This is a genomic window from Streptomyces sp. ISL-10 (assembly GCF_018614575.1).
Lineage (GTDB): Bacteria > Actinomycetota > Actinomycetes > Streptomycetales > Streptomycetaceae > Streptomyces.
Genome location: NZ_JAGGOJ010000010.1, coordinates 238867 through 256420 on the forward strand (window position 1 = coordinate 238867; position 17554 = coordinate 256420).

The window sequence follows — 17554 nt, forward strand, 5'->3', positions numbered from 1 at the left end:
CCGGTCCCCCGGCCGGAGCCCTCGTGGTCGCCCAGCCGGCTTCGGCTACCAGGCCTGCATCGGCTCCCCCTCGACGAGCTGCGAGACGAAGCCGGTCGGTCCCTTCGCCGGCTCGCCCAGGACCGTCACACGGTGCATGACGCGGTCGACGTCGAGGTGGGCGAAGTCGGTCGGGGCGAAGTGGCAGGTGCTGCGGTTGTCCCAGAACGCGATGGAGCCCGGCTCCCAGCGGAAGCGCACGGTGTACTCGGCGCTGGTCATGTGCTGGAAGAGCAGCTCCAGGAGATGGCGGCTCTCGAGCTCGGTGAATCCGGTGACGCGGGTGGTCGAGCCGGGGCTGACGAACAGGGCCTTCTCGCCGGTCTCGGGGTGGACGCGGACCACGGGGTGGACGGCGACCTGCGGGTCCTCGCAGTAGATCTTGAGGATCTCGCGGTCGCGCTCGTCGGAATGGCGCAGGTGGACCGCGGTGAAGAAGGCGTGCTCGGCGGTCAGCTGGTCCACGAACTCGCGCAGCGGGGCGGAAAGGGCCTCGTAGGCGGCGACCGTGTTGGTCCACTGGGTGTCGCCGCCGAAGGCCGGGGTCTTCTCGGCGCGCAGGATCGACATGTCGGGCGGGTTGACGGACTGGGTGAGGTCGCTGTGCCAGCCGGCGAGGGGGGAGAGCCACTTACGGCGGTAGTGCTCCTCGAAGTCGGCGCCGTAGCGCTCGGTGTCGGCCTTCGGGTCGACGGTGAGGATCTCCGGATGGCCCTCGGGGTGAACGCCGTGCTTCTTGCCGGCGCGCCGGGTGAGGGACCCGAAGCGGCGGCCGAAGGCTATGTGCTGGGCGTGGTCGATGTCCTGGTCGCGGAAGAAGACGACGCGGTGGGTGAGGACGGCACGGCGGATCTCGGCCACCGTGACGTCGTCGAGCTCCTGGCGCAGGTCGACGCCGGAGATCTCGGCTCCGATGCGGCCGGCCACCTGCTGGACGGTGATTCTGGTGGGCTGCACGGTCTGGGTCACGGTTCTGCCTTTCACGAGCGGTTTGCAGTGAGCGGTTGCAGGAGCGGTTTGCGCGATCGGTTCACACGGACGTTCACGGGAACGGTTCGCACGGACGTTCACGGAACGGTTCACACGGCACACGGACGGTTCACACGGACGTTCATGGAACGGTTCACACGGACGGTCGGTCTCGGACACGGATCTCAGGTGGCGTGGGCCACCCACTGCATCCACAGCGGGAGCAGGAGCAGCGCGACGACGGAGCTCTTGACGACGAGCGCGGCCGACATGTCGACGCTCACGTCGTAGCGCTGGGCGAAGATGAACAGGTTCTGCGGAGCGGGCATCGCGGCGATCAGGACGAGGTAGTTCAGCCAGTCGCCCTCGACGCCGAAGCCGTAGCGGCACACGGCGAAGGTCAGCAGGGGGAACGCGACGCACTTGAAGGCGATGATCCACATCTCCTCCACGGTGGTGCCACGCACCTTCAGGCCCGTCCCGCCGAGGTGCAGTCCGAGGGCGAACAGCGCCACGGGTGAGGCGCTGTCGCCCACGAAGGCGAAGCTGTCGAGGACCACCCCCGGCAGACGCACGGGCAGCAGGTTGAGCACGATGCCCGCGTTGCAGGCGATCACGACGGGGGTCATCAAAGAGGCGACGACGGCCGCCCGGAGGCGTCTGCCCCGGCTGCCGGTGCGGTCGGGGCGGCCCAGTTCCATGATCGAGATGATGATCAGGGACAGGACGCAGACCTGGAAGAGGAGCACTGGAAAGATCGGCGCCGCGTTCCCGAACAGCATGATGAACACCGGCACGGCGAAGTAGGCCGTGTTCACCTGGACGGCCGCCATGATCCGCAGGGCCACACCGCGGGGATCGCGTACGCCGAGGGCGAAGGCCAGCGCACCGGTCAGGACGACGGCGACGCCCGCGGCGGCCGCGTAACCCGTGATCGCCCGCCAGTCGAACAGGGCACCGAGATCGCTGCTGTAGATGTTGCCGAACAGGAAGCAGGGGACCGCGAAGAGGAAGGCATAGTCGGCGAAGACCTTGGAACTCTCGGCCGGCACCACCTTCCGCTTCGCGAGGAGGACCCCGCATCCGAAGGCCAGCAACACCGGTGCCAGCTTCTCCAGAGCCTCTACCGCTCCCATGCACGTGCCCTTGCTTTCACGGCTCCGTCTCAGGGGCCTTGTCCTGTGTGGCGCAGGTGATCAGGAGGCCCACGCATTCGGCACTTCCACATCGCTGCGGCCCTCAATCAGTTCCCGGTAGCCGGTGATCAGTCTGCGGATGATCTCGTTGCCGCTCAGGTCGTAGTGGTGCTCGTCGATCCGGGCGACGGGAAGGATCTCGCAGGCGGTGCCGCAGATGAACGCGCCGTCCGCCTCACCGGCGAAGCGGGGTGCGAGGTCGCCGACGGCGCAGGCGATGCCCTCGTGCGCGGCGATGGCCAGCACGCAGGCCCGTGTGATGCCCTCGATCGTGCAACGGGTCGTCGGGGTGTACAGGGCGTCGCCCTTGGTGAAGAACAGGTGCGCGCCGGTGGCCTCCACGAAGTTGCCGTTGTCGTCGAGCAGCAGCGCGTCGTCGAAGCCGGCCCGCAGGGCCTCGTTCTTGCTCACCGTCCCGATCATGTAGTTGCCGGCCGCCTTGCTCTTGACGGGCGCGTACTCGGGGGACGGTCTGCGGTAGCGCCCGGTGACCAGGGAGATGCCCTTGTCGAGCGCGTCCGCCGCCGCGTAGTAGCCCTCGGGCAGTTCCCAGGCGGCCACCGAGGTGTGCACGGACGTCTTGAGCGCGGCGGTCTGGATGATCTCCGAACCGCGCCAGGCGTTCATTCGGATGTAGCCCTCGGTGATGCCCGCGGCGGCCACAACGTCGAGGGTGGCCCGGTGCAGGGTGTCGTCGCCGTACTCGAGGTCGAAGTCGAGGATGCGCGCCGAGGCGCGCAGCCGCGCGATGTGCTCGGTCAGCATGAAAGGCCTGCCGCCGTAGACGCGGACGCCCTCGAAGATGCTGGAGGCGTAGTGCAGTCCGTGGCTGAGGACGTGCAGAGTGGCGTCGGCCCAGTCGACGAGGCCGCCGTCGTACCAGATCCTGCCGGTGCGCCGGTCGAAGGGGATCACGGTGTCCCCTTCACAGCGCGAGGTCGAAGAGCGGGTGCTGGAGATCGCCTACCAGGGCGACGAAGCGCCGCTGGTGCTGGGTCAGGCTGCGCACCGACACGCCGTGCAGGGCGAGGCGGTTGATCGGGTACATCACCAGGGTGTTGCTCTCGTACGGGACGGTGGTGACCTCCTCGACGTACTGCGGTTCGATGTCGAAGCGGTTGTCGCCGTACTCGGAGGCGCTGGTGTAGAACGTGTGCGCCTCGGTCCGGTACTTGTACAGCACCAGGTTGCCGCCGTCCGCGTCGTCCTCGGGCAGCCGCATGTAGAACAGGCCGCCGAAGAGCTTGTACGGCTTGTCGACATGCGGTCCGCGGTAGGCGGAGGGCTTGCCGGTGACCGCCGAGTTGATGACGGCCGTGCAGTCCATCAGGATGTCGTGCGTTTCGAAGGTGTCCCGGTGGCGGCGGCCGACGCGCAGGTCGCGCAGCGGGCCGAGCCGGTCCTCGGCCGTCGGCAGGTTGGCGAGCAGGTCCTCCTGGAACAGGTCGAGGAACTCCGCGTAGAAGGCGGGCGAGGAGTGGTAGGTGACGAAATCCTTCCAGACCTGCGCCATGTTCCCATCGCCGAGGATGAGTTCGGACATGTAGTTGTAGCGCTCGTTCGAGGTGATCGGCTTGCCGATCCGCTCGGCGATGTACTCCCCGGTCGGCATCGACTTCGCGAGGGCGTCGTACAGCTCCTGCGGCAGCGCGTTGCGCACCACGATGTGGGGGAACGGATCGCGGCGGATGTCGTCCTCGGTGACATGGGCCAGGAGCGAGGTGATGGCGGGCTGGGTCTCGGAGGTGTCGGTCATGGCCGGCTCTTTCCTAGAGTGTGCGGGGTGTGAGGTTGCGCGCGGAGAGCCAGGTCTCCAGCATCAGCAGCGACCAGAGGGGCTCGGCGGCGTGTGCCCCCGGGCTCTCGGTCTGCAGACGGAACAGGTCGCGGACGGTGTCCTGCCGGACGTAGTCGCGGCAGCGGGCTCCGGGGCCGAGGACGAGGTCGCCGATCATGTCGTACAAGGCCTCGCCCGGCTTGATCATCGCCACGATGGGCAGCGTGAAGGGCTGTTTGGGCCGGTTGACGACGCTCGCGGGCACCCAGCGGCGGGCGGCCTCGGCGACCGGCGCCTTCACGGTGTCGCCGGCCACCTTGATGTCGGCGGGCAGCGCGTGCGCCAGGCGCATCACCGACGGCTGGAGGAAGGGAATGCGGGCCTCCACCGAGTGGGCCATGCTCAGATGGTCGACACGGCGCAGGATGTAGTAGGGGAACCGCTCGAACTGGTCGTAGCGCAGCAGCGTTTCGAGTTTGCCGTGCTTCCCCGAGCGCACCCGGCGGTCGAGCTCGTCGCCGTTGCGGTCGCCGAAGAAGCCGCCTGCCGCGTTGACGTGCGCCAGGTATTCCGGGGTGTAGAGCCGCTGCAGGGTCGTCGTGTGGGCGGCTGCCATGGTGCCCTGGTACGCGCGGTGCCAGGTGGCTGACCCGTCCCGGTCGGCCTTCACGAAGCGGGCGTAGCCCGCGAACAGCTCGTCGGCCCCGTCACCGGTCAGCGCGACCTTGAACCCGGCGTCGTGGACGGCCTCGAACAGAGCGAAGGTGCTGAGGCTGTGCGGGGCGTTGTTGGGCTGGTCGAGGTGGCGCACGAACCGCTCGACGAGGGCGGGGAAGCCGGCCGGGTCGAGGAGCACCTGGTGGTGCGTGGTGCCGCAGTGACGTGCGACCTCCGCGGCGAAGTGGCGCTCGTCGGCGGGCCAGTCCCCCTCGTAGGCGATGTTGAACGAGGCGACGTCGGACACCAGGTGTGCGGCAAGCGCCGTCGTATAGCTGGAGTCGAGGCCGCCGCTGGTGATGACGCAGACGGGAACGTCCGCGTCGAGCATGCGGCCCAGTTCGCGGCGCAGCACGTCGTCGAGCATCACCGCCGCCGCTGCGACGGTCGGCACGCCGTCGGGCCAGTCCGGCTCGGCGGGCTCAAGCGTTGTGCGGGTGACCGATAGTCGCCCGCCGGCGAAGCGCAGTGTGGAGCCGGGCTCCAGGGTGCGGACCTTGGTGTAGACGGTGCCGGGACCCCAGATCGCCCTGCCGCCGAGGTAGCGGTCGACGGCGAGCGGGTCGATCTCGTCCGGGAAGTCGGGGAAGCGGCTGAGCGCCCCCAGTTCGGAGGCGAAGCAGAGGCGGCGGCCGTCGGCGGACAGGTGGTAGTAGAGCGACTTCATGCCGGCGTGGTCGGTGAAGAGCTTCAGGCACGGCTCGTCGCGGCGGTCCACGACCGCGATCGCGAACATGCCTTCCAGGCGGGAGACGAAGGCGTCGCCGTGCAGCTCGTACAGCGGCAGCAGTATGTCACCGTCGCAGTCGCCCTCGAAGGAGTAACCCTGCGTGGCGAGTTCGGCGCGCAGTTGGCGGTGGTTGTAGATCTCGCCGTTGAACACACAGGACAGTCCCTCGCGTGTGAAGGGCTGGTGGCCGTGCGCGATGCCCTGGATCGCGAGCCGGTTGTTGCCCAGCGCCCAGCCGTCACCGAGCTGCGCCGTCTGCTCGTCCGGCCCGCCCTCGCGCATCGCGCCGGCGACGGCGTTCAGCACATCGGGGGCGACGCGTTCGCCGCCGAAGCAGCCGTAGATGCGGCACATGGGTCACACCTCCGTTCGGGGGCGGGCGCCGGCCGGCGCGAGGGCGCGGTCGGCGGTGCTCTGGCGGGCTGCCGGGTAGTGGCGGCCGAGGAACTCTGTGACGATCTCGACCTGCCGCAGGATGTCGTCGAGCTGCGCCGGGGTGGGGCTCACGCCGTGTCCGTCGAGCGCGCTGTTGCCCGTCTTGAGGTAGACGGGAGCGGCGAGGCGGACGATGTCGGGCGCCTCGTAGGTGCGGATGAACCCGCCGGACATCCGGGGGTTGTCCACGTGGCAGTCCAGTGGGATCGTCACGGCCTGGCGCAGTGCGGCGATCATCGGCAGCGTCAGGTCCCGTACGGGGTTGAAGCTGTTCGCGCCGAGCATCTCCAGCATCTGGGCGGAGGCGGGATTGCCCTGTCCGCAGTGTGCGGAGACCTTCAGGTGGATGTCGTCGGGCAGGTCACCGGCGGTGCGCAGCCGTCCCAGCAGCCACAGCAGTCCCTCGTCGTAGACGACGAATCCGCGTACGCCCAGGTCGAGGCCGCGCTTGACGTCCTCGACGGCGCGCACGATCTGCTCCTGGCCGCGCAGCCGGTAGCCGATCCGGCTGCCTTCCGGTGTCTGGACGCTGGCCCCGATGTCGTAGCCGGCGCGGGGGCCGACGGACATGAGGATCTCTGCGCCGTACTCCTTGCCGAGGGCGACGTACTCGCCGATCTCGCGGGAGGTGTGCCGGTACATGCCTCGGGTCTCGGTGATGCGGTTGATGGTGAATCCGCGGCGGCGGCTCTCGCCGAGCAGTGTCTGGGCGGCCTGCACCGAATTGACCGTCGGCACCTCGATACGGAAGTGGCAGCCGTCGGCGAACGCGTCGCCGGAGCCGGTCGTGCACTGCAGGTCCCCTTCGGGAAGTCCGAGCCTGGCGAGCTGCGCCCGGGTCTGCTCGTAGAAGGCGGTCGTTGACGTCACCGGGTCACCTCGATACCGAGCCGGTCGGCCGTGCGGCCGACGATCTCCTCGGCGATGCGGATCGATGTCGTACGGTCTGCGTGCACGACCTGGACCTCGCCGAAGTTGCCGAGGTTGCCCCGGCAGGGAAGAAGCACATCGCCCTCGGGAAAGCGGACCGTGAGCGAGTGCAGGCTGTCGCCGTAGTCGGCGGCGGCCCAGTCCAGTTCGGGCACGTGGTCCGGCTTCGGTGTGGTGTCCGCGGCGCCGAACCACCGGACGGTCGCGTAGTGCGTGAAGGCGGTCGGGCCGCGCTCGATCTGCTCGTTCAGGTGGATGCGGACGAGAAGTTCGAAGATGTCGCCGCCGCCGGCGAGCCGGAAGAGGTTCGGCAGGCAGGAGCCCATGATGCGCGGGTTGAGCTCGATGAGCCGGGGCGTGCCGTCCGCGCCGAGCATGACCTCGACGTGGAAGATGCCGAGCTTCAGGCCGAGTGCGCCGACGACGGCTTCGGCGAACTCCATGACGCGGTCGTGGTCATCGGCACCGATCCCGGCGGGGATGGTCGTGCCGGTCTCGAGCGCCTCGTGCCGGTGCCAGGTGGACCGTTCGCTGACGGCCAGGCGCAGGAACCTGCCGTGCGAGAGGCCGAGTTCGGCGGAGAGGAACCGCCCGCTCAGGTATTCCTCGACGAGGATGCCCAGTTCGTAGGAGCCGCCTGGCGCGGCTTGAGCGATGATCTCGCGCAGCTGTTCCTCGTCCGCGACGACATGGGCGCCTTCGCTGCCCGAGCCCCGTGCGGGCTTGACGACGACGGGATATCCGGCGGCGGAGGCGAATGCGGCGGCCTCGTCGAAGCCCGCGACGATCGCGTGCCGGGTGGTGTCCACTCCGGCTGCCGCGAGAATCTCGCGGCAGCGGTTCTTCTGCTTGGCGGCGTCCGCCGCGCCGGCGTCCGTGAAGGGCACACCGATCTCTTCGGCGATCCTCGCGACCGGGACCACCAGTGCGTCGACGGTGGCGACGAATCCGTCGATCGGACGCTCCGCATGGACGCCGAGCACCCGATCGCGCAGGGCGTCGATGTCGGTGGCGTCCTTCAGGATGTGGACCGTGTCGACGAACCGGGCGTACGGGGAGGTGTCGAAGTCGACGTTCTGGGACTGCTCCATCAGCAGCGAGCGGATGAGCGTCACATGGTGGCCGAGCCGCTTGGCGGCCTCGAACGCCGGGGCGTTTCCGGTCTTCCAGGTCACGAACACCACGTGCTGGGCGACGGGTTGTCCCGCGTACGGCTCTGTCATCGCGTCTTCCTCGCGAATCGCTGGCCGATCCGGACGTAGCCCGGGATGTCGGTACCAGGTGTGGGGATGAAGGAGATGGAACCGGCGAGGATGTTCTTCTTCGACATGGAGCTGAACCCGCCCGCGCCGGACAGGACGAGGTCGCCTTCGTCGAGCCGCTGCCATGTGCCGTCCGAGCGGCGTTCGGAGTACTCGTACTGAAGATGGCCGGTGCCGCGCAGGACGTTGAGCCGGTAGCCGTCCGAGGTGTACAGGCCAGCGCAGTCGTCGAGTTCCATCTCGAACGGCCGCCCGGTACGGATCAGTCCTTCACCGGTGAGGGCCCGCAGCAGGTCCTCGTACAGGCCGAACGCCGGGTAGGCGTTGGCCAGCAGCAGCAGGAAGGAACGCTCTTCGGGGAAGATCTGGATGAAGTTGTGGTGGCCGCTGCCGTTGGAGTTGAAGCCGAAGGCGGACGGGCCGAACATCAGCCATCCCAGACCCCAGGCGTGCATGAAGTGGTGGCCGGGGACGGGGATCTGGGGGGTGCGCATCTGTTCGGCGAGCTCGGCGGACAGCAGCCGTTCACCGCCGGGTGCGACACCGTCGTCGATCGCGAGCAGGGCGATCTTCGCGAGTTCCTCAAGGGTGAGGCAGACGGAGAACGAGCCGGCGGCGTCGTCGGCGACGGTCTGCGGCGGCGGGTCGTGCCGCAGGTAGCTCTTCGCCTGTTCGTTCCACACATAGCCGACGGAGACGGTGCCCTCGTAGTGGCCTTCCTCGGTGAGGGTTTCGGGGATCTCCTTGATGCCGAGCGGGGCGAGCATGAGTTCGTTGACGGCGCGGCGCCAGGGTATGCCGAGCAGTCTCTCGATCAGGGCGGCGACGATGGAGGTGCCCACGGCCGAGTACGCGAAGACCTCGCCCGGCTCGAAGAGCTGGCCGTATCCGGCCAGCGTGCCGATGTAGGTGTCGAGGTCGGGCAGGTCGGTGTCGTGCCAGACCTCGTAGGAGTCGTCGACGCCACTGGTGTGGGAGAGCAGGTGCCGCAGCGTGACGTGCACGGTTTGGCCGTCGCGCCGCCGGAACGCCTGCGGCAGCAGCTCGTCGAGCGGCTGATCGAGCCCGACCAGGCCCCGGTCGACGAGGCGCAGTGCGACGAAGGCCAGCATGGGCTTGGTGATGCAGGTGACACGCTGCCGGGTCGCGGCTGTGCAGGCGGCGGCCGTGTCGGTGTCGGCGACCCCGTGGTACGTGAACTGAAGGGTGCCGTCCAGGAGGACGGCGGCTCCGGCTCCGGGGACGCCATGGCCGCGCCCCGATTCGCGCAGCGTCTCCGCGACGGCGCGCAGCCGCCCCGCGGCGCCGGTGGCGGCCCGGGGGTCGGGCGCCTGCGCGCGCTTGCGGCCCAGAAGTGCGGCCTGGTCGGCGAGGGTGCGGTGTTCGTAGATCTCGGAGACGCGTACGGACCGGCCCGCGGTGTCCGAGAGGCGGGCGGCCAGCAGGTTGGCCAGCAGGGAGTGCCCGCCCACGGAGAAGAAGTCCAGGTCACGGGAGATGTGTGCCAGGCCGAGGAGTTCGGACCAGACGCGTGCGACCGCGATCTCGTCGGGGTCGTCGCCCGTGAACGCCGCCGCGGCGTCCAGTCCCCAGTCGATGTCCCGGGCGGCCAGCGCCTTGCGGTCGACCTTGCCGTTGGGCAGCCGGGGCAGCCGGTCCTCGGCGATGATCTTGGCGGGCTGCATGTAGTGCGGCAGCTTGGCCCGCAGGTGGCCGCTCATGGTCTCCACGGCGACGGTGCCGCCGTCCAGGCCGACGTAGCACACCAGCCGGGTGTCGCCGCCGGTGCGTACCGCCAGGGCGGCGACGTCGCGGAGGCCGACGATCTCCCGCAGGACGGACTCGATCTCGCCGAGTTCGATCCGGAAGCCGCGCACCTTCACCTGGTTGTCCTTGCGGCCCAGGAAGCGCAGTTCGCCGTCCTCGGTCCAGCGGGCCAGGTCGCCGGTGCGGTAGAGCCGGCCCCCGGGCACCGCGAGGTGGGCCGGAGCGGGTACGAACGCGGCTGCGGTGCGCTCGGCGTCGTTGATGTATCCTCCCGCGACGCCGTCGCCGCCCAGGTGGAGTTCGCCGGCCGCACCGTGCGGCACCAGCCGTCCCTGGGCGTCCAGCAGGTACGCGACCGTGTTGTGGATCGGTACGCCGATGGTGGGGGCAGCGGCCGTGGGGCCGGTGAAGCACTTCCAGGTGGAGTACGTGGTGTCCTCGGAGGGCCCGTAGAGGTTGTAGAGCCGGTCGATGCCCGTGCTCTCGAAGGCGGCGTTGACGAGCTCCTTGGACAGCGGCTCACCCGCCACGTTCAGGACGCGGGTCGAGGCGGGCACCGCTGCGCGCTGGAGCAGGACGTTCAGCGCGCTGGGCACGGTGTTGACGAGGGTCGGCCGCAGCCCGTCGTCCTCGGTGAGTGCGAGGACGTTGTCCACGACGACGACGCAGCCGCCCCGGGTGAGCGGTGCCCACAGTTCGTACACCGACAGGTCGAAGTTGAGCGAGGTGGAGAACAGCACCCGCGCCAGCTCCTCGGGGCCGTACCTGTCCTCGGCCCAGGCGAGGAGGGCGACCACGTTGCGGTGGCTGATGACCACGCCCTTGGGCAGGCCGGTCGATCCGGAGGTGTAGATGAGGTGTGTGGTGGCACCCGGGTCGACGGTGAGGTCCAGGGGGCGGCCGTCCTCGGCGGCTGCCTTCTCCCACAGTTCCGTCCAGGGCAGCGCCACCACTCCCCCGCCGTCGAGCCAGCCGGGGGCGTCGCCGCCGTCGTGGACGACGGCAGCCATGTCGGCCGTCGCCGCGATGGCGCTCAGCCGGTCCGCGGGATAGGCCGGGTCGAGCGGGACATACGCGCAGCCCGCCTTGTGGACGGCGAGCAGAAGGGCGACGCTGCGATGCGTGCGGGCCACGGACAGACCGACGCGGGAGCCGGGGCGGATCCCGCCGGCGGCGAGCGCACGCGCCAATCGGTTGGCCTGCTCGTCCAGTTGACGGTACGTGAGCCGGGTGTCCTGCCACTCGACGGCGGGCGCGTCCGGGGTGCGGGCGGCCTGTGCCTCGACGAGGGCGTGCAGCGGGGTGTCGGAGGCGTACGGGCGAGCGGTGTCGTTGAGCCCGGACAGCAGGTGGCGGGTCTCCGGCTCGGAGAGCAGGTTCAGTTCGCCCACGGGCGCCTCGGGGCGGTGGGCGGCGTCGCGCAGCAGGGTGTCGAGGTTGGCGGCCATCCGGGCGATGAGTTCGCCGGTGAAGAGCCCGGTGTCGTAGTGCAGCGTTAACCGCGGTGCTGCGGAGGCCGGTTCGGCCACCAGGACCAGGGCGAATCCGTCGGGGACCGCGGCGGTGGTGCCGTCGTGTTCGACGTAGGCCGCGCGCAGGCCGGTGCCGAGGTCCGCGGGGACGCCGGGTGAGGCGCTCCGGGCCGCTTCGCGGTAGCGGGTGCCGAGGACGGATGCCAGTGCCGGGAACGTCAAGCACTCAGGGGCACATGAACGGACGGCGACGGGCCGGCCGACAGGAGCGCCCTCCGTGCCGCCCGCCCGGGCCGACACGATGTCGTCCTGGCCGCTGTAGCGGTGCAGGAGCACCGTGAACGCGGCGTGGCAGAGGTCCGATGCGCCGGACCGCGCCGGCGCGAGGCCGGCGCAGGACCAGGAGTGCGTACCCGTGCCCGCCGCTTCCGCGGAACCGCTGCCGGCGTCCCTGACGGGCAGCTGGAGGGCCGGCGCCGCACCCGCCGGCACGCCGGCGGATGGGACGGCGGAAATGTCGCCCACTGTCATGATTCCCCTCGTCGGATTTTCTGCGCTTGTCGTGCCGGGTGCGCAGCATCCGTGTGCGCGCACGCGTGCCGAATTCTTTTCCGGCAGAAGTGCTTTTCGATCCCCGCCACAGTTCCGCATGGCCGCAGCGGGATCCATTCATTTTTTCCGTACCACGCGCGGGCCGCATTAAGGGCCACGCGGGGAATTACGTCAGCCGAATGATGAGTCTGAAAAAGAGAGGCGCCGCATTTCCCCCTGACGCGGCAGGACCAGGCACTGAGTCGGCGGGGACCGCCCGCCCCTTCACACCGCGACGGGGTCGGGCGCCGGCTTACCGCTGCGCCGGGCCCAGTTCACGACGAACGGCATGGCGGCACCGACCAGGGCGAAGCCGACAGCCATGACCATCCAGCCGGCGGTGCCGTGCTCAATGGCGAGCCAGGTCAGCAGGGCGGGAGCGATCATCTTGCCCATGTCGGAGCCCATCGCGTACGTGCCCTGGTACTGGCCCTGCGCGTGTTCGGGCGCCAGCCCGAACGACATGCCCCAACTGCCCGCGGACTGCCGGATCTCGCCGAGGACGTGGGCCAGGGCACCGACGAGGAGCAGGACGCAGGCGAGCCCCGCGGAGGCGCCGCCGGTGAGGGCGAAGACCACGCAGGCGACCGCGAGACACCACGATCCCGCCCGGGACGCCTTCGCTGCCGCCGCCGGCTCGTCGGTGCCGCGTGCCGCTCTGACCTGCAACAGAACCACGGCGACGGTGTTGGTGAGCAGGATGACGGCGATCATCCAGCGCGGTGCGCCGGTGCGGTGCAGGATCCACAGCGGCAGGACGACGTCGAGGAGCAGGTTGTGCATGGACAGCAGCCCGTCCAGCACGACGAAGGTCAGGTAGGGCCGGTCCCGCAGCACGACCAGCGCCGGGCCGGGCCGGGCCGGCTGGGGTGCGACGGCGGGGAGCAGCAGCGTGAGCAGGCCGGTGACCAGATACGTGGAGGCGTTGAAGACGACGGCCAGCTTGTACGCCCAGACCGAGTCGAAGGCCAGCAGCATGCCGGCGAGCGCGGCGCCGACGGACACGCTGATGTTGCTCGTGGCCCGGAGGTAGGCGCGGACGGAAACGCGGTCCTCGGGCGGGATCAGGCCGGCGACCATGGCCATCCGCGCACTGCGGCTCGCGCTGTAGGCGACGGCCTGTACACACACCACGAGCACGTACATGCCGAAGCCCTGCACGGCGAGGAGCGCTGCCGTCAGGGGCCCGAGGGCGATGAAGGACCAGATCTGGACGGCCCTCGGACCGATCCGGTCGGCGAGGTGGCCCGTGGGGGTGCTCACCGCGAGGGCGACACCGGCGGCCACGCCGACCCCGATGCCGAACTGGCCGGGCGACAGGTGCAGGACGGTGGTGGCGTAGATGGCGTTGAGCGCCATCCACAGGCCCTGCCCCATGGTGTGCACCAGCGTGATGCCGGTGAGGGTGCGCGCCGGTCCGCGCGCCGGAAGTAAGCGGCTCAGCATGGTCCGCCCGTACCGCGGTCCGGGCTGCCGGACGTCCGACCAGGAGCCCGGCGATGTCGCCGGCCTCCTGCTTTTGTGCACGTCAGGATCCCTGACACGTACGCCCCCACCTCTCGTTCAGCACCATTGCCAACGACAAGATTCGGGAAATTCCCCCGTAATCCGGAGCCAAGATCGTCGGCCCCGCCGGGGTCTATCGAATCCGGGCACACGCCATCGTGTCCAGGAAAGCAGTCTGTGATGCCCGTCACAGTGAATCGATATTCACTCGGCGGCACATTATTGAGAAAGCAATGACGGGGATTGTCGCTGTTACCCCATCTACCGGCGGGTACATCCCTGACGGCACCGGCTCCCTGGCCGCCGCGGCGTGTTGGCGCCCCCACGGGCCTGATCCGGGCGAGGCCCGCAGCGGCCTCGGCGAGCGGCGCGGCACCGTGCGCAGCGGCACTGGGCGCGACCGGCCCCCCAGGTGACCGCGCCTCAGGTCGCGGCCCATCTCACCACCCCGAACCCGCCGACCAGGGGGTCCTGCCGTGGCGCGAGGCGAGCGCGGCGTGATGGTCCATGTCAGCACGCCGGTCGGGCAGTTCTCCTCCCCGCGTGCCGCTGACGGCTACCGGGCGCACGACGGCCGGGCGGTGATGCGCGGCGTCCACGACGGCCGCCATCCAACTGGCCGTCGGCCTCGATCCGGAGGACGTACGGGCCTGCCGAGCCTGGCCGGGGGCGTGGCCGCTGCACCTCCCTCGGAGAAGGACCTGCGCATCGTGAGGAAGCGGACGGCCGTTCTCAACGACCGCATCGCGCCCAGGCCGAGGCCCGCGACCGGCTGAAGGCGGGGCTGCCGCCGTACGACGGCGACCGGACGCGGTCAAGGGGCCCCGCGTCATCGGCTGCTCCGGCGACGTACCGCTCGGCAGGGCGACGCCGAGTCCCCGCACCGCGCAGCTGATGTCAAACCCCTCCGCTAGCTTGACGCCATGACGGATTTCATACTGGTGGCAGGTACGTGGCTCGGATCGTGGGCGTGGGACGAGGTGGTGCCGGGGCTGCGTGCGGCAGGGCACGGCGTCCACCCGTTGACTCTGTCCGGCCTCGCGGAGAAGCGTGGCCTCCCGGCCGGGCAGTCGACGCATGTCCACGACATCGTCGACGAGGTCGAGCGTCTCGATCTGCGTGACGTCGTCCTGGTCGGGCACAGTTACTCGGGCATCCCGGTCGGCCAGGCCGCCGCTCTGATCGGCGACCGGCTGGCCCGCGTGGTCTTCGTCGACTCCAACGTGCCGGCGAACGGCGAGTCGTTCGTGTCCGCCTGGCCGGACGGCCGGGCCATGGTGGAGGCGTCGATCGCCGAGAACGGGGGCTTCTGGGCCCCACTGATCGAGGCCGACTTCGCCGGCCAGGGACTCACCGCCGAGCAGATCGCCCGGATCCTGAGCGGCTCGACGCCACATCCGGGCGCCACGCTCACCGAGCCGGCCGTACTGGCCCGGCCGCTGGGGGAGCTGCCTGCGACGTACGTCAAGTGCCTGCTGGACTGGGCCGTGCCGAGTGACGACGTGGTGGAGCTGCTCAAGGGCGAGCATTGGCAGCTGGTCGAGATGGACACCGGCCACTGGCCCATGTTCTCCCAGCCACGGGACTTGGTGCGCGTCCTCCTCGATGCGGCGGGGCAACGCCCGCAGCAATAGGCGCCGTCGGCGCGGCGCGACCGGTCCGGGACCGGCCGTCGTCCCCCGCGGCGGGCTGGCCGGTCAGGGAGCGGCCCGGGTGTCGGAGCGACGGCCCCCCAGGAGCGGGGCCGCGCGGAGCAGGACGCGCAGCACCTCGGCGGCCGCGCGAACCCCGGGCCGGAGCGGCCCGCACCGGGCTCAAGAGTCCATGCGGCCCCGTGAAAAGTCCATGCCCTCCCCGCCCCGCCTCTCGCATTCTTGGTCTGTCCATGCCCCAACTCGTCGACAAATGCGCCGAGTCGACGGCTCGGCGCTCCTCGTCAAGCCCCGTACAGCCACAGTTCACCGGAACAGCAGCCTCGGCCTCTTCCCTTCCCCTCGCCGCTCTTGGAGGATTCCGGTCGCTTCTGTTTCCCAACCCCCCAAGAGGCCACACATGCCTGACATCAACCGGCGCCGTTTCCTCCAGATCGCGGGCGCGACGGCGGGCTTCGCCGCGCTGTCGAGCAGCATCGAGCGCGCCGCGGCCATCCCCGCGGCCCGCCGCACCGGCACCATCCAGGACGTCGAGCACATCGTGGTGCTGATGCAGGAGAACCGTTCGTTCGACCACTACTTCGGCGCGCTCAAGGGCGTACGGGGCTTCGGCGATCCGCGTCCGGTAACGCTCCCCAGCGGCAAGTCGGTCTGGCACCAGGCGGACGGCAAGAAGGAGACGCTCCCCTTCCATCCCACGGCCGACGATCTCGGGATGCAGTTCCTCCAGGGGCTCAATCACGACTGGGCGGGTGGTCACAAAGCTTTCAACAACGGCAGGTACGACCAGTGGGTGCCCGCCAAGACCCCGACGACGATGGCCTACCTCAACCGGGACGACATCCCCTTCCACTACGCGCTCGCCGACAAGTTCACCGTGTGCGACGCCTACCACTGCTCGTTCATCGGGGCCACCGACCCCAACCGGTACTACATGTGGACGGGCCACACCGGCAACGACGGCACCGGCGGCGGCCCCGTGCTGGGCAACGAGGAGGCCGGGTACGGCTGGACGACCTATCCCGAGCGGCTGGAGCAGGCGGGAATCTCCTGGAGGATCTATCAGGACACGGGCGACGGCCTGGACGCCGCCGGTCACTGGGGCTGGATCAGTGACGCCTACCGCGGGAACTACGGCGACAACTCGCTTTTGTACTTCAACCGGTACCGCAACGCCCGGCCCGGCGACCCGCTCCACGACAAGGCCCGCACCGGCACCGACGTCAAGAACGGCGACGGGTACTTCGACGGCCTGCGGGCCGACGTGCGGGCGGGCACGCTCCCCCGCATCTCCTGGATCGCCGCCCCCGAAGCCTTCACCGAGCACTCCAACTTTCCCTCGAACTACGGTGCCTGGTACATCGCGGGCGTCCTGGACGCGCTGACGTCGAACCCGGCGGTGTGGAGCAGGACCGCCCTGTTCATCACCTACGACGAGAACGACGGCTTCTTCGACCACATCGTGCCCCCGTACCCGCCTGCCTCCGCCGCGCAGGGCAAGTCCACCGTGGACACCTCCACCGAGTTCTACGAGGGCGGCAGCTCCTACGCTGCGGGCAACTACGGCCTCGGTCCGCGTGTGCCGATGCTCGTCGTCTCCCCGTGGAGCACCGGCGGCTATGTGTGCTCCGAGGTCTTCGACCACACCTCGATCATCCGCTTCATGGAGCGCCGCTTCGGCGTGAGCGAGCCCAACATCTCCCCCTGGCGCCGCGCGATCTGCGGGGACCTCACCTCCGCCTTCGACTTCGGCACCGAGGACACCGCTCCCGTGACCCTGCCCGACACAGCGGCGTACGAGCCGCCGGACCACGAGCGCCACCCCGACTACCGTCCCACGCCGCCCGCCGTGGGCAGCCTGCCGGCGCAAGAGCCCGGTGCGCGACCCACCCGGGCACTGCCCTACGCGCCCTACGTCGACGCTGCCGTCAACACGGCCGACGGCCGCATCGCCCTCGCCTTCGGTCCGGGGGCCGCGGCCGGAGCGCAGTTCTACGTCACGTCGGCGAACCGCACCGATGCGCCATGGACGTACACGGCCGAGGCGGGCAGGGAAGTCTCCGACACCTGGAACTCCGCCTACTCCAAGGGCACGCACCACCTCACCGTGCACGGCCCGAACGGCTTCCTGCGCGTTTTCAGGAGCCCGGGGAAGACCGTGACACCCGAGGTGAGGGCCCGCCACAACGCGGCGACGGGGAACCTGGATCTCACGCTGACCAACTCGGGCACCGCTGCCGCGAACGTCACGATCCGCAACACCTACGGCGGCGCGTCCCGGACGCTCGCGCTGCCCGCCGGGGGAAGGGTGACGCACACGGTGGATCTGAGTGGCACCGGGCGCTGGTACGACGTGTCGGTGGTGTCCGACACGAACACCGTGTTCCTGCGCCGTTTCGCCGGTCATGTGGAGACCGGCGCCCCGGGGGTGAGCGACCCGGCGATCCGCACGGCCTGACCCGTGCCGGCATCCGGGCGGTCGCCGACGCGGCCGCCCGGATGCCCCTGCGG

The 17554-nt window shown here is 69.9% G+C and carries 12 protein-coding genes; 3 read left to right on the forward strand and 9 right to left on the reverse strand.

Features of this window, described 5'->3' with window-relative positions:
* Positions 1–45: 45 nt before the first annotated feature.
* From J7E88_RS11555 to J7E88_RS11595, 9 genes are all read right to left on the reverse strand, one after another.
* Positions 46–1008 (reverse strand): TauD/TfdA family dioxygenase, encoded by a 963-nt coding sequence (locus J7E88_RS11555; RefSeq protein WP_308307470.1) that lies wholly within the window; start codon positions 1006–1008, stop codon positions 46–48.
* 185 nt (positions 1009–1193) lie between these two features.
* The gene (locus tag J7E88_RS11560; RefSeq protein ID WP_215179793.1) at positions 1194–2144 is read right to left on the reverse strand and encodes an AEC family transporter; all 951 of its coding nucleotides are present in this window, start codon (positions 2142–2144) and stop codon (positions 1194–1196) included.
* A 60-nt stretch (positions 2145–2204) separates the two neighbouring features.
* On the reverse strand, positions 2205–3119 hold the full coding sequence (locus J7E88_RS11565; protein WP_215179795.1) for an aminotransferase class IV: 915 nt from the start codon (positions 3117–3119) through the stop codon (positions 2205–2207).
* Between the two features lie 10 nt (positions 3120–3129).
* Positions 3130–3960 (reverse strand): hypothetical protein, encoded by an 831-nt coding sequence (locus tag J7E88_RS11570; protein ID WP_215179797.1) that lies wholly within the window; start codon positions 3958–3960, stop codon positions 3130–3132.
* A 13-nt stretch (positions 3961–3973) separates the two neighbouring features.
* Complete coding sequence (asnB, locus tag J7E88_RS11575) at positions 3974–5782, reverse strand: asparagine synthase (glutamine-hydrolyzing) (protein ID WP_215179799.1); 1809 nt, start codon at positions 5780–5782, stop codon at positions 3974–3976.
* Positions 5783–5785: 3 nt separating this feature from the next.
* Complete coding sequence (locus tag J7E88_RS11580; RefSeq protein ID WP_215179801.1) at positions 5786–6733, reverse strand: peptidase; 948 nt, start codon at positions 6731–6733, stop codon at positions 5786–5788.
* Positions 6730–8016 (reverse strand): ATP-grasp domain-containing protein, encoded by a 1287-nt coding sequence (locus tag J7E88_RS11585; RefSeq protein WP_215179803.1) that lies wholly within the window; start codon positions 8014–8016, stop codon positions 6730–6732. The genes J7E88_RS11580 and J7E88_RS11585 overlap by 4 nt, the downstream gene beginning before the upstream one ends.
* Positions 8013–11825: an amino acid adenylation domain-containing protein gene (locus J7E88_RS11590; protein WP_215179805.1), complete on the reverse strand. Its 3813-nt coding sequence runs from the start codon at positions 11823–11825 to the stop codon at positions 8013–8015. The genes J7E88_RS11585 and J7E88_RS11590 overlap by 4 nt, the downstream gene beginning before the upstream one ends.
* Before the next feature lie 285 nt (positions 11826–12110).
* The gene (locus tag J7E88_RS11595) at positions 12111–13331 is read right to left on the reverse strand and encodes an MFS transporter (RefSeq protein WP_215179807.1); all 1221 of its coding nucleotides are present in this window, start codon (positions 13329–13331) and stop codon (positions 12111–12113) included.
* A 536-nt stretch (positions 13332–13867) separates the two neighbouring features.
* On the opposite strand from J7E88_RS11595, the gene J7E88_RS11600 reads away from it, so the two are divergent.
* The 3 genes from J7E88_RS11600 (at position 13868) to J7E88_RS11610 (ending at position 17501) form a co-directional block, all read left to right on the forward strand.
* Positions 13868–14167, forward strand: coding sequence for a hypothetical protein (locus tag J7E88_RS11600; RefSeq protein ID WP_215179809.1), 300 nt, complete (start codon positions 13868–13870; stop codon positions 14165–14167).
* Positions 14168–14314: 147 nt separating this feature from the next.
* A complete protein-coding gene (locus tag J7E88_RS11605; RefSeq protein ID WP_215179811.1) occupies positions 14315–15025 on the forward strand; it encodes an alpha/beta fold hydrolase in 711 nt (236 codons plus the stop codon).
* Between the two features lie 418 nt (positions 15026–15443).
* Positions 15444–17501, forward strand: coding sequence for a phosphocholine-specific phospholipase C (locus J7E88_RS11610; RefSeq protein ID WP_215179813.1), 2058 nt, complete (start codon positions 15444–15446; stop codon positions 17499–17501).
* Positions 17502–17554: the final 53 nt, after the last annotated feature.

Bases quoted from the DNA above. Each gene is read 5' to 3' on its own strand.
- J7E88_RS11560 (WP_215179793.1), bottom strand. From the start codon at position 2,144: ATGGGAGCGGTAGAGGCTCTGGAGAAGCTGGCACCGGTGTTGCTGGCC.
- J7E88_RS11570 (WP_215179797.1), bottom strand. From the start codon at position 3,960: ATGACCGACACCTCCGAGACCCAGCCCGCCATCACCTCGCTCCTGGCC.
- asnB (WP_215179799.1), bottom strand. From the start codon at position 5,782: ATGTGCCGCATCTACGGCTGCTTCGGCGGCGAACGCGTCGCCCCCGAT.
- J7E88_RS11585 (WP_215179803.1), bottom strand. From the start codon at position 8,016: ATGACAGAGCCGTACGCGGGACAACCCGTCGCCCAGCACGTGGTGTTC.
- J7E88_RS11590 (WP_215179805.1), bottom strand. From the start codon at position 11,825: ATGACAGTGGGCGACATTTCCGCCGTCCCATCCGCCGGCGTGCCGGCG.
- J7E88_RS11595 (WP_215179807.1), bottom strand. From the start codon at position 13,331: ATGCTGAGCCGCTTACTTCCGGCGCGCGGACCGGCGCGCACCCTCACC.
- J7E88_RS11605 (WP_215179811.1), top strand. From the start codon at position 14,315: ATGACGGATTTCATACTGGTGGCAGGTACGTGGCTCGGATCGTGGGCG.
- J7E88_RS11610 (WP_215179813.1), top strand. From the start codon at position 15,444: ATGCCTGACATCAACCGGCGCCGTTTCCTCCAGATCGCGGGCGCGACG.